This window comes from Hydrogenophaga sedimenti (genome assembly GCF_051857515.1).
Taxonomy (GTDB): Bacteria; Pseudomonadota; Gammaproteobacteria; order Burkholderiales; family Burkholderiaceae_C; genus Hydrogenophaga.
Map to the genome: position 1 here is coordinate 180,562 of NZ_JBPZHA010000002.1, position 12,268 is coordinate 192,829.

A 12,268-nucleotide genomic window follows, 5' to 3' on the forward strand; every position below is an offset into this window, starting at 1 on the left:
GTTCAGGCGGTCGCGGTCAGGGCAGGGGATGGGGCGGGCGGCTGGTCGGCGAACACCGTGGTGATGCGGTCGATGCCGTGCTGGGTGACGGACCGGGCCAGCGCCGGGTCGGTGTGGGGCGCGTCGGTGCGCAGGTGCATGCCGCGGCTTTCTCGCCGGGCCAGCGCCGCGGACACGTTCCAGCGCGCGCTGGCCAGCAGGGCCGCCACTTCGCGGTGCCGAAGCGTATGTTCGCCGCGGTCTCCGGCGTGGTCGCGCCAGACCGACCAGTCCTGATCGAGCGCGGCCAGCGAGCGGTTGAGCGCCGGGCCCTCGCGGAAGATGTTGAGGTCCAGGCCCAGTGTCGGGCGCTGCAGCCGTTGCACGAAGGGCTGGACCGGCAGTTCGCGCGCGGGCCGTGGCGGGCGCAGGCCCGCCTGGCCGGCGCCCGCCACGGACCGGGTCCGCTGGACGGGGGCGAGCAAGGCACGCTGCGCGGCCGCGGCACCGGCCCAGACGCCCGACGACAGGGCCCAGGCCGAGTTGATGTTGCCGCCGCCCGAGATGGCACCGGTGACGCGTTCGCGCGAGGCCACGTCGCCGGCCACGAACAGGTTGCGTGCCGCGGTCTCGCAGTCGTCGCTGGCCACGCGCAGGCCGCCGATGCTGCGCACCGTGCCCTCGCCGCGCAGCTGGATTTCAAAGTGGTCGCGGAACGGATCGATGCCGCGCCGCGTGAAGGGCAGCATCACGTTGGGCGAGATCGACGGCAGCACCGCGCGCAGGTCGTCCGGCATGTCCTGCAGGCAGCAGTAGACCGGGCCTTGCAGCAGCGCCCGCGCGATCTCTCGGTGGTTGGCCGGCCCGGGTGGAATGTCCAGCTCGCGGCCGGCCGCGTCGTAGTAACGCGCGAACACGTAGGACATGGCGCGCGTCATGCTGGAGAACACCGGGGCCACGGTGTAGGCGTCGGTGAACTCCATGCCGGAGAGCTCGGCGCCCACCTCGGCGCCCATCAGCAGGCCGTCGCCGGTGTTGTGGTCGGCGCCCAGCAGCTTGGACAGGAAGGCGCAGCCGCCCGAGGCCAGCACCACCGCGCCACTGCGGATGGTCCAGCGCGCGCCGTCGCGGCGGCGCAGACCGGCCGCTCCCGCCACGCTGCCGTCGTCGGCGCGCAGCAGTTCCAGCGCCGGGTGGTGGTCCAGCACGGTCACGCCGGCCAGGTCGACCAGGCTGCGCAGCGCGCGCATGTATTCGGGGCCGCGCAGGGCGCGGTAAACGGTGCGCCCCTCGGCGTTGACGCCGAAGCGGTAGTGCGGCGCGATGCCAGGCAGCTCGCGCCAGGTCGTGTCCAGGATGCGGTGCATCCAGCGCGGATCGGCCAGGCCCAGCCCGGCGCGGGCCCGCTGCGCGACCACAGGCTCCCGCTTATCGGGCGGCACCCACCAGTGGCCCGGGCCGCCGGTGGCCGTCACGCCGCTGGTGCCGCAGTAGCCCTTGTCGACCAGCACCACGCGGCGCCCCGAACGCGACGCGCTCAGGGCCGCCCAGGCGCCGGCCATGCCGCCGCCGATCACCAGCACGTCGGTGTCCAGGTCCAGCATGGCCTCAGATCACGCGAAAGCCGTGGGTGCCGTCGCGGCCGAGCTGCTCGACCAGGCCGAACTCCCAGTCGAGGTAGGCCTGCATGGCCTCGCGCGGGTTGTCGGTGCCTTCGTAGGGCCGGCGGTAGCGGTCGGTGCGCGGGCTGGCCAGGCGCTGCTCGCCGGCTTCCACCGGCAGGCCGGCGTCGGCCCAGGCCTGGTTGCCGCCGTCGAGCACCAGCACCTGTGCGCCGGTGGCCTGGGCGATCTCGTCCACCGCGTACTGCGCCAGCAGGCTGCTGCCGCAGGTGAGCACATAACGCCGCGCGCGCGGGATGCGCGCCAGGGCCTGCGGCAGGTCGGTGCGCAGCACGAACCAGGCACCCGGGATGTGGCGCTTGACGTGGTTGGCGCTGGTGGTCAGGTCGATGATCGCGGTGGTGCCGGGCGCTTCGCGCGCGAGGGCGTCGGCCAGTGCCCTGGGCGCGATCCACTGCACCGGGCGGCTCGGGGCCGGCAGGGCCGGCGGAGCGGGCGCGCGCTCGCTGAAGCTGTCGGCCGTGAGCCCGTCGAGCACCCAGACCTCCCAGCCCATCTGGGCCAGCCAGGAGGCGCTCATGTTGGCGCGCACGCCGTCGTCGTCGGCCAGCACGATGCGCGCGCCGCGCACCGGCGCCGACACGTCGGTTTCCTGCACCAGCTGGCCACCCGGCGCATTGCGGAACCCGGGCACATGGCCTTGCAGGTATTCCTCCGGCGAGCGCACGTCGAAGCGGTAGGTGGTGCGGGCGCTCTCGGCCAGGAAGCCGGCGAGCCGGGCGGTGTCGGCGCGGCGCACGTCCGCGCGGTCGGCGACGGCTCGGGCGGCCACCGCGGCTTCGGCGCGTTGCGGGTCGCTCGCGGTGCCGGCGCGGCGGCTGGCGCCGTGCTCGAGCGCGAAGCCGGCCAGCGTCCAGCCGATGGTGCCGTTGCGCAGGGCCGCCACCGGGTTGGGAATGCCGGCGTTGACCAGCGACTGGGTGCCGATGATGCTGCGGGTGCGGCCGGCGCAGTTGACGATGATCTGCGTCGCCGGGTTGGGCGCCTGCGCCCGCGCGCGCAGCACCAGCTCGGCGCCCGGCGTGCTGGTGCCGCCAGGGATGCTCATGGTCTGGTATTCGTCGAAACGCCGCGCGTCGAGCACCACCACGTCGGCAGACGAATCGAGCAGGCGCTTGACCTCTTCCGCCGATAGCGAGGGCGTGTGGCGCTGGCTCTCGACCAGTTCACCGAAGGACTTGCTGGGCACGTTCACATCGATGAACAGCTCGCCGCCGGCCTCGCGCCAGCCGCGCAGGCCGTCCTGCAGCAGGCTGACCTGCGTGTAGCCGATGGCGCGCAGGCGCTCGCCCGCGGTCCGGGCCAGGCCTTCGCCGTTGTCGTAGACCACGATGGGCGTGTCCAGGCGCGGCACGCGCGAGCGGATGTCCAGCTCGATGCGGCCCAGCGGCAGGTTGGCCGCGAACAGCGGATGGCCCTGGCCGAACGGATCTTCTTCGCGGACGTCGAGCAGGGCGATCTCGTGGCGGTCCAGCAGCGACTGGCGGACCTGGGCGGTGGTGGTGATGGGCAAGGTCATGAGCGGTGCGATGTTCAGGCGATGGCGCGTTCGCGCACTTCGGCGGAACGGTCCCAGAGGTTGGGGAGTGTGGTGTTGCTGTAGCCGGACACGAAGGGTTTGCGGGTGCCGTCTTCGAGGAACACCGAGCGCAGCACGGCGCCGATGTTGGCGCCGTAGACGTGGATGCTGACCGAGGCCTGGTCGCTCAGCGCGTTGCTGACCCGGTGCACGTCGCCGATGCGGGGCGAGACGGCGACCACCGTGCCCGGCGCCAGCCGCTCGGCCGGGCCCTCGGCCACCCACCGGCCTTCGGCGGTTCGCACATAGGCTTGCGACAGCTCGGCACCGCGCAGCACGCCGACCAGCCCCCACACGGTGTGGTCGTGGATCGGCGTCTGCTGGCCCGGCCCCCAGACGAAGCTCACCACCGAGAAGCGCTCCAGCGCGTCGGCGTGCAGCAGGTACTGCTGGTAGCGCTCGGGGTCGGGGCGGGCGAAGGCCTCGGGCAGCCAGTCGTCGTGCGACACCAGGTCGCGCAGCAGGGTGGCGCCCTGGTCGAGCAGGGTGGTCTCGCCGGGCTGGGTTTCCAGCAACCGGGCAAGCGACTGGACGAAGTGCCGCAGCCGTTCGGGATGGGGTGGCGAAGCGCTCATGGGCGGGCTCGGTGAAGGGATGGGATGGGATGCAGGCATTGCACCGCAAAGGGTCTGCCGGCGGTGCAACTTCTTTCTCATATCGATCGGTGTTTTTGTTCGTTGGATTCGCGTGGGTGCCGCGCTGCAATACGCATCCCGCAGCCGCCGCTGTCCTGAACACACGGAGTCCTCATGAGCATCGACATTCCATTCACCACGCCGCCCGCCTCCCGGCGCGGTTTTCTCAAGAACACCGCCGCCGCGGCCGGTGTGCTCGGCCTGACCGGCCTGGCCGGCACGCGCGCGCTGGCCGCCGATCCGCTGCGCAAGGTCAAGCTGGCCTGGAACGCCAACGCCATCTGCCTGTCGGCCGCCCCGGTGGCGGTGCAGCGCGGCATCTTTGAAAAGCATGGCCTGGACGTGGAGCTGGTGAACTTCAGCGGCTCGACCGACCAGCTGCTCGAATCCATCGCCACCGGCAAGGCCGATGCCGGCGTCGGCATGATTCACCGCTGGCTCAAGCCGCTGGAGTCGGGCTTTGACGTGAAGCTGGTGGGCAGCAGCCACGGCGGCTGCGTGCGCCTGGTGGGCAGCGAGGCGGCCGGGGTCACCTCGCTCAAGGCACTCAAGGGCAAGACCATCGCGGTCTCCGACCTCAACAGCCCGGGCAAGAACTTCTTCTCGATCCTGCTGGTCAAGGCCGGCCTCGATCCGGAGAAGGACGTGTCGTGGCGCCAGTTCCCCGGCGACATGCTGGGCGTGGCGGTGGAGAAGGGCGAGGCCCACGCGATCGCCGACGGCGACCCCAACCTGTTCATCATCCAGCGCCGCACCAAGGGCCTGGTCGACCTCGCGAGCAACCTGTCGGGTGAGTACGCCAGCAAGACCTGCTGCGTGCTGGGCGTGAGCGGCAACATCGTGCGCAACGAGAAGCGTGTGGCGGCTTCGCTCGCCCGCGCCATCAACGAGGCCTCGGACTTCGTGGCGAACTACCCCGCCGAGACCGCCAAGATCTTCAGCCCGTATTCCAAGGTGTCGCAGGAAGACCTGCGCGCCGTGCTGGGCACGCTGACCCACAACCACCACCCCGACGGCCAGGCCCTGCGCAAGGAGATCGAGTTCTACGCGCGCGACTTCAAGCTGGTGGGCGTGCTCAAACCCACCACCGACCCGGCGCGGTTTGCCGCCTTCGTGCACGGCGACGTGCTCGGCTGAGAGGGCGCGCACCATGAGTGTCGACACCGCTCTGATCGCTGCGGATCTGTCCCTGCGCACGCCGGCCGACGGCGCAGTGGCAGGCCCGCGCTACCGCCCCTGGTGGACCGGGCTGGCCGCTGCCCTGGCCTGGGCGCTGCTCGCGGCGCTGACCCTGGGCTGGGAGAACGCCGCGGTCGGCTTCAGCGACTGGGCCTACACCCGCGAGTTCGGCTGGCTGGCGGCCGGCGTGGCGGCGCTGCTGGGCGTGGCCGGCCTGGTGCCCCGCGTCTGGCCGCCGGTGGGCGCGCGCCTGCGGACCGCCGGTCCCTGGCTGGTGGCCATCGCTGTGGGCCTGGGCGTCTGGGAGCTGGTCACGGCCAAGCTGGCGCTGCTGCCGACGCCGTTCTTCGCGCCGCCGCAAAGCCTGATCGACGTGTTCGTGAGCGACTGGTTCAAGCTGCTGGACAGCGCCGGCAACTCGCTGGTGCTGCTGGCGGCGGGCATCGCCAGCGGCGCATTGATCGGCTTCCTGACCGGGGTCTGGATCGGCTGGTCGCGCAACGCCAACTACTGGATCCACCCGGTGCTGCGCGTGCTGGGGCCGATCCCGACCACGGCGCTGCTGCCGATCTCGTTCTACTTCTTCCCGTCGAGCTGGTCGACCGCGGTGTTCCTGATCGCGCTGGGCACCGGCTTCCCGGTGGCGGTGCTGACCTGGTCCGGCGTGGCCGGCGTGCACAAGACCTACTACGACGTGGCGCGCACGCTGGGCGCCTCGCCCTGGTTCCTGGTCTTGCGCGTCGCCATCCCGGCGGCGCTGCCGCAGGTCTTCGTCGGCCTGTTCATGGGCCTGGGCGCGGCGTTCTCGACCCTGGTGGCGGCCGAGATGCTGGGCGTGAAGTCGGGCCTGGGCTGGTACCTCACCTGGTCGCAGGGCTGGGCGGCGTATCCCAACATGTACGGCGCGCTGATCATCATGGCGCTGCTGTTTTCCGGATTGATCAGCCTGCTGTTCCTGGTGCGTGACCGGGTGCTGTCCTGGCAGAAAGGAACCGTCAAATGGTGAGCATTGCCCAGGCCCTGTCGGCCGCGCCGGCCCGAGCCGAGCAGAAAGCGCAAGGCGCACACATCCAGGTGTCCAACGTCAGCCACTGGTTCGACGGCCCGCAGGGGCGCCTGCAGGTGCTCGACGAGCTGGACCTCGAGATCCAGCCCGGCGAGTTCGTGGCCCTGCTCGGCCCCAGCGGTTGCGGCAAGTCCACGCTGCTGCGGCTGGTGGCCGGGCTCGATGCCGCCACCACCGGCGAGATCGCGCAGGACGGTCGGCCGATCACCGAACCCGATCCCTCGCGCATCGTGGTGTTCCAGGACCCGACGCTGTTTCCCTGGCGCACGGTGCGCGACAACGTGGCGCTGGGCCTGCAGGCGCGTGGCCTGCTGGGTTCGCAGGGCGCGCGGGTGGATGAAGCGCTCAGGCTGGTGGGGCTGCAGGACTTCGGCAAGGTGTTTCCGCACCAGCTCTCGGGCGGCATGGCGCAGCGCGCCGCGCTCGCGCGGGCCCTGGTCAACGACCCGCAGCTGCTGATCCTGGACGAGCCGCTGGGCAAGCTCGACTCGCTCACGCGCCTGACCATGCAGACCGAACTGCTTGAACTCTGGCAGCGCCAGCGCTTCTCGGCCCTGCTGGTGACGCACGACGTCGAAGAGGCGTTCTTCCTCGCGCAGCGGGTGGTCGTGTTCAGCGACAGGCCGGCGCGCATCGAGGCCGTGATCCACAACGACCTGCCGTACCCGCGGCACCGCGGCCATCCGCGGCTGGCCGAGCTGCGGCACGAGGCCTTGCGCCTGCTGGGGCTGGACGGCAGCTGGTGAGCCCGGACGCCGAGACCGTCAAGGCGCTGCTGTGGACCCTGCACCAGGCGCAGCAGACGGTGTGGGCTTGGATTGCTGCGCTGGGCCTGACGCCCTCGCAGCACGGCCAGGCGGTGTGGCCGTTCGGGCAGCGGCTGGCCGCCGAGCAGCTGCTGTTCGACGGCGGGCAGGCCGGGCGCTTGCTGGTGTCCGGGGCCGCGGTGGTGCTCGCCGCAGTGCTGTTGCTGGTGTCGGGGTTCTGGCGCCGGGCCCGCTGGCCGCTGTGGGGTGGGGCGGTGCTGCTGCTGGTGTTCGCGCCCTGGCCGCAGTGGTCGCTGCTGACGGTGCCCACCGTGCCGACCGCGTTCCACCGGTCGCCCACCGGGTTCACGGCGGCCTCGATTCTGGAAGGGCAGCGGCTGTATGGCGCGCATTGCCAACGTTGCCACGGCGACGACGGGAGCGGCGAAGGTCCCGACGCGGCGCGCCTGGCCATGTGGCCGCCGACGCTCAACGGATCGCTGCTCTGGAAACGCACCGAGGGTGAGCTGTTCTGGCACGTGCGGAACGGCCTGCGGGACCGCGCGGGGCGGGTGACCATGCCGCCAGCGAGCGCGGCGCTGGACGATGCGCAGCTCTGGGCGCTGCTGGACTTTCTCAAGGCGCAGGCGGCGGGGCAGACGCTGCGCAAGACCGGCGCCTGGCGCTTCCCGGTGCGCCTGCCCGATGCGCCGCTGCGCTGTCGCGACACCGCGTCGTCGTTGCACGCCTTGCAGGGGCAGCGGGTGCGGCTGGCGCTCACGCGGGGCGATGCGCATGCCCTGAGCGACGACCCGCGCCTGGTCACGGTGGCGGTGGGGCCGGGGACTTCGCCGGTCGATTGCCACAGCGATGACGCGGCGCTGGAAGCCGCGATGGCGGTGCTGGTCGGCGTCGCGCCCAGTGCGTTGCCGGGGCACCGGCTGATCGCCGACCGGCAGGGCTGGCTGCGGGTGCGCGGGCGGCCGGGCGTGGACTGGTCGGCCGACGACCTGGTGTGCCGCGCCAGTACGCCGGCTGCGCAGGCAGCGCCCGTCGCCGCCGCGGCCGATGGTCTGGACGGCCTGATCCGCCGCATGGACAGCGAGCCGGTGCGCCAGGTCAGCGGCGGCTTCCCGCACTGACGCTTCGCATGGACCCCGGCGGTCGCAGCACATGCCGATTCCGCATGTGCAGCAACGATTTCCTTCGTTGGCGGCTTGGCCTGTCCCGCCTATCGTGACGTGAACGCCAACACCGGAAGCCACCATGAGCACCACCTCGATCCAGACCGAACTGCCCGCCAGCCTGCGCGCCCTGCTGAACGCACAACCCTTCCGCAAGGACTGGTTCGACGATCCGCTGCCGCAGCGCTCGATCGAGGACGAGCGCGACCACCGCCGCCAGCAGCTGGCCATCGCGTTCCGCCTGTTTGCGCAGTTTGGTCTCAACGTCGGCCTGGCCGGTCACATCACCGCGCGCGACCCGGAGTGGCACGACCACTTCTGGGTCAACCCGCTGGGCATCAACTTCTCGCAGATCCGCGTCTCCGACCTGCTGCTGGTGAACGCCCAGGGCGAGATCGTGCTGGGCCAGGGGCCGCTGAACCGCGCCGCCTTTGCCATCCACGCGGCGCTGCACGAAGCGCGCCCCGACATCGTGTCGGCCGCGCACACGCACTCGACCTACGGCAAGGCCTGGTCCACGCTGGGCCGCCTGCTGGACCCGCTGACCCAGGACTCCTGCGCCTTCTACCAGGACCATGCGCTGTTCGACGACTTCTCCGGCGTGGTGCTGGAGACCGACGAAGGCCAGCGCATCGGGCAGGCCCTGGGCCAGCGCAAGGCGGTGATCCTGAAGAACCACGGCATCCTCACCGCCGGCCCCACGGTGGAGGCCGCGGCCTGGTGGTACATCGCGCTGGAAAACGCCTGCCACACGCAGCTGCTGGCCGAAGCGGCCGGCACGCCGCAACCGATCCCGCACGACGTCGCGGCGCTCACCCACACCCAGGTCGGCGGCCCCGGCGGCGCGTTCCACACCTTCCGCGGCTACGCGGAGATCCTGGTGCGCGAACAGCCCGAGGTGCTGCAATGAACGCGCCGCTGAACTGGGCCGAGGTCGCGCGCTCCCTGGCGGCCGACTTCGCGCACCGCGCGCCGGCCCACGACCTGGACGGCAGCTTTCCGTTCCAGAACTTTGCCGACCTGCACAGCGCCGGCCTGCTGACGCTGGCCGCGCCGGGGGACCTGGGCGGGCAGGGCGCCAACGTGGCGCAACTGGGCGATGTGATCGGTGCCATCGGGCAGGGCGACCCGGCGACCGGCCTCGTGCTGATCATGCAGTACGTGCAGCACCGCTCCATGGGCCGTGCGGGCCACCACTGGCCGCGCGCGCTGGCGCAGCGGCTGGTGCGCGAAGCGGCCGACGTCGGCTCGCTGATCAATGCCCTGCGCGTCGAACCCGAACTCGGCACGCCGGCGCGCGGCGGCCTACCCGCCACCATCGCCCGCCGCACGCCCGAGGGCTGGCGCCTCTCCGGCCACAAGCTCTATTCCACCGGCGCGCCGCTGCTGCGCTGGTACGCGGTGTGGGTGCGGACCGACGAGGCCGAACCGCGCGTCGGCACGCTGCTGGTGCCCGCCGGCCTGCCGGGCACCCGGATCGAAGCCACCTGGGACCACCTGGGCCTGCGCGCCAGCGGCAGCCACGACATCCTCTTTGACGACGTGCTGGTGCCGCTGGACCACGAGGTCGACCTGCGCCCGCCGCACGAGTGGGGCAAGGGCGACCCGCAGATGCAGGCCGAGCTGGCGGTGTTGATGGGCGCGCTCTACACCGGTGTCGCGCGGGCCGCGCGCGAATGGCTGATCGGCTTCCTGCAGACCCGCAAGCCCTCGGCACTCGGCGCCGCGCTGGCCACCCTGCCGCGGGTGCAGGAAGCGGTGGGCCGCATCGACGGCCTGCTGCTGGCCAACCAGCGCCTGGTCGACGGGCTGGCGCGCGACATCGACGCCGGGCAATGGCCCTCGGGCACCGACAGCAGCCTGATCAAGAGCCTCACCACCAACCACGCGGTGCAGGCGGTCGAGATTGCGCAGTCGCTGACCAGCAACCACGGTCTGGCGCGCAAGAACCCGCTGGAGCGGCACTGGCGCGACGTGCTCTGCGGCCGCATCCACACGCCGCAGGACGACAGCACCTGGATCACCGCCGGGCGCCGTTCGCTCGGCCTCTGACCCACCAAAAGGACCACCATGGGATCGCGCGAACTGCCCCTGCTCACCGTGCTCAACCAGCTGGGCGACGGCGCGCTGCCGCCGGTGGCCGGGGTGCGGGTGATCGACGATGTGCACGCGCCGGCCTGGGACCGCGCGTCGGAGGCCGACATCGTGCTGACCGCGCCGCGCAATGCCTGGCGCGGTGCGCCGGCCGAGCGGCCACCGGGCTGGCCCGGCCGCGTGCGCTGGGTGCACCTGGCCTCGGCCGGCATCGACTACTTCCCGCCCTGGCTGTTCGACGGACCGAAGGTGACCTGCGCACGCGGTGTGGCCGCGGACCCGATCGCCGACTTCGTGTTCGGCACCTTGCTCGACCATGTCCAGCACCTGGGCGAACGGCAGGTGCAGCACCTGCTGGGCTGGCGGCGCGAATTCGACCGCGCCGTGGCCCGGCCCATGGGTCTGCTCAAGGGCCGCACGCTCGGCCTGGTCGGTTACGGCGCCATCGGCCAGGCGGTGGCCCGGCGGGCCCAGGCCTTCGGCATGCAGGTGCTGGCCTTGCGCCGGACACCGCAGCCCGAGACCGGTGATGGTGTGCGGTTCTCGCCCGACATCGAGCACCTGCTCGCGCGCAGCGACCACCTGGTGCTCGCCGCGCCCATCACGCCGCAGACCCGGCACCTGATCAACGCGCGGTCACTGGCCCACGCCAAACCCGGCCTGCACCTGATCAACATCGCCCGCGGCGGTCTGGTCGACCACGACGCCCTGCGCGACGCGCTCGACCTGGGTCTGGTGGGGCATGCCTCGCTGGATGTCACCGAGCCCGAGCCGCCGCCGCTGGACCACTGGCTCTACCGCCACCCGAGGGTGACGCTGACACCGCACATTTCCTGGGCCGCGGGCGACGTGCAGCGCGCGTCGGTCCAGAAGTTCCAGAGCAACCTCGGGCGGTTCCTGACCGCACAACCGCTGCACGACCTGGTCGATCTTTCCCGCGGTTATTGAGTTGCGTCCTTAGTCCTTAGATGTGTTGTCTCCGGCCCCGGTGGGGGACGTTGGCCCTGAAGCCGCAAGGCTTCAGGGCCTCTTTTTTCCACCGCCCACGGATGCGCGCCCGCGTCGTGCGCCCGGGTTTCACGCATATGCATCTGCGAAGTTTGCAGTTGGGTTCTGCCCGCGCCGATGGTCGAATGAAGGCATTCAACCCTCACAGGAACACCGACCATGAAACGACGCGAATTCTCCCGACTTCTCACCACCTCGGTGGCCGCTGCCAGCGTGCTGGCGCCCGCGGTGCTGCGCGCGCAGCCGCGCGTGCTGCTGCGCGCCGGCGACCAGAAGGGTGGCCTGCAGGCGCTGCTGGACGCGGCCGGGGAACTCAAGGACCTGCCCTACGACATCAAGTGGAGCGAGTTCCCTGCGGCCGCGCCGCTGGCCGAGGCGCTCAACGCCGACGCGGTGGACTTCGGCACCATCGGCGACGCTCCGCTGCTGTTCACGCTGGCGGCCGGCAGCGCGGTGAAGGCGTTTGCGGTGTCCCGCTCCGACCCCTATGGCACGGCCATCCTGGTGCGGCCCGATTCGCCGCTGAAGTCCGCCAAGGACCTCAAGGGCAAGAGCATCGCCACCAACCGCGGCTCCATCGGTCACTTCGTCTCGCTCAAGGCGCTGGAATCGGCCGGCCTCGGCTTCGACGAGGCGCAGATCAAGTTCATCCCGCCGGCTGAGGCCAAGCTGGCACTCACGCAGGGATCGGTCGATGCCTGGGCCACCTGGGACCCCTACACCGCGCTGGCCGAAACCGCCCAGCACGCGCGCGTGCTGGTGAGCGGTCGTGGGCTGTGGACCGGCCTGGGTTTTCTGGCCGGCACGGCTTCGGCCCTGAAAGACAAACGCGCCGCGCTCAAGGATTTCAAGGAGCGCGTCGCGCGGGCCCAGGTCTGGTCCTACAAGAACACCGCGGCCTACGGGGATGCGCTCGCCCGCATCATCGGCATCCCGGTCGATGCCGCGCGGCTGCAGTTCGAGCGCCGCGCCACCCGCTGGCAGGACATCGATGCGCAGGTGATTGCCGACCAGCAGCGCACGGCGGACTTCTATCTCAAGGCCGGCCTGATCAAGCAGCGGCTGGACGTGAAGAATACCTTCGACCTGGGCTTCAACAGCAAGGCCTGATGGTGC

General features: G+C 71.4%; 11 protein-coding genes. 8 read left to right on the forward strand and 3 right to left on the reverse strand.

The features are described from left to right. Window positions 1-2: 2 nt before the first annotated feature. From ACS5NL_RS03530 to ACS5NL_RS03540, 3 genes are read right to left on the reverse strand one after another with little or no spacing between them, the layout of a single operon-like run. Entirely contained in the window at window positions 3-1,583 is a 1,581-nt protein-coding gene (locus ACS5NL_RS03530; RefSeq protein ID WP_439352206.1) for an FAD-dependent oxidoreductase, read from the reverse strand. A gap of 4 nt (window positions 1,584-1,587) precedes the next feature. Then, a complete protein-coding gene (locus ACS5NL_RS03535) occupies window positions 1,588-3,180 on the reverse strand; it encodes a rhodanese homology domain-containing protein (protein WP_439352207.1) in 1,593 nt (530 codons plus the stop codon). Window positions 3,181-3,194: 14 nt separating this feature from the next. Continuing rightward, entirely contained in the window at window positions 3,195-3,815 is a 621-nt protein-coding gene (locus ACS5NL_RS03540; RefSeq protein ID WP_439352208.1) for a cysteine dioxygenase family protein, read from the reverse strand. Between the two features lie 174 nt (window positions 3,816-3,989). Between ACS5NL_RS03540 and ACS5NL_RS03545 the strand changes: the two genes are divergently transcribed. The 8 genes from ACS5NL_RS03545 to ACS5NL_RS03580 all read left to right on the forward strand — a co-directional run bounded on the left by ACS5NL_RS03545 (window position 3,990) and on the right by ACS5NL_RS03580 (window position 12,262). Then, a complete protein-coding gene (locus tag ACS5NL_RS03545) occupies window positions 3,990-5,012 on the forward strand; it encodes an ABC transporter substrate-binding protein (protein ID WP_439352209.1) in 1,023 nt (340 codons plus the stop codon). A 13-nt stretch (window positions 5,013-5,025) separates the two neighbouring features. Next, window positions 5,026-6,060: an ABC transporter permease gene (locus ACS5NL_RS03550; protein ID WP_439352210.1), complete on the forward strand. Its 1,035-nt coding sequence runs from the start codon at window positions 5,026-5,028 to the stop codon at window positions 6,058-6,060. Further along, a complete protein-coding gene (locus tag ACS5NL_RS03555; RefSeq protein WP_439352211.1) occupies window positions 6,054-6,866 on the forward strand; it encodes an ABC transporter ATP-binding protein in 813 nt (270 codons plus the stop codon). The genes ACS5NL_RS03550 and ACS5NL_RS03555 overlap by 7 nt, the downstream gene beginning before the upstream one ends. Beyond that, the gene (locus ACS5NL_RS03560; protein ID WP_439352212.1) at window positions 6,863-8,008 is read left to right on the forward strand and encodes a c-type cytochrome; all 1,146 of its coding nucleotides are present in this window, start codon (window positions 6,863-6,865) and stop codon (window positions 8,006-8,008) included. The genes ACS5NL_RS03555 and ACS5NL_RS03560 overlap by 4 nt, the downstream gene beginning before the upstream one ends. A 124-nt stretch (window positions 8,009-8,132) precedes the next feature. Further along, the gene (locus ACS5NL_RS03565; RefSeq protein ID WP_439352213.1) at window positions 8,133-8,960 is read left to right on the forward strand and encodes a class II aldolase/adducin family protein; all 828 of its coding nucleotides are present in this window, start codon (window positions 8,133-8,135) and stop codon (window positions 8,958-8,960) included. Then, window positions 8,957-10,102: an acyl-CoA dehydrogenase family protein gene (locus tag ACS5NL_RS03570; protein ID WP_439352214.1), complete on the forward strand. Its 1,146-nt coding sequence runs from the start codon at window positions 8,957-8,959 to the stop codon at window positions 10,100-10,102. Before ACS5NL_RS03565 ends, ACS5NL_RS03570 begins: the two co-directional genes overlap by 4 nt. 18 nt (window positions 10,103-10,120) lie before the next feature. Further along, window positions 10,121-11,092 carry an NAD(P)-dependent oxidoreductase gene (locus ACS5NL_RS03575; protein WP_439352215.1) on the forward strand — a complete coding sequence of 324 codons (972 nt, stop codon included), beginning with the start codon at window positions 10,121-10,123 and terminating at the stop codon, window positions 11,090-11,092. Between the two features lie 219 nt (window positions 11,093-11,311). Beyond that, a complete protein-coding gene (locus ACS5NL_RS03580; protein WP_439352216.1) occupies window positions 11,312-12,262 on the forward strand; it encodes an ABC transporter substrate-binding protein in 951 nt (316 codons plus the stop codon). The last annotated feature ends 6 nt before the right edge of the window (window positions 12,263-12,268 follow it).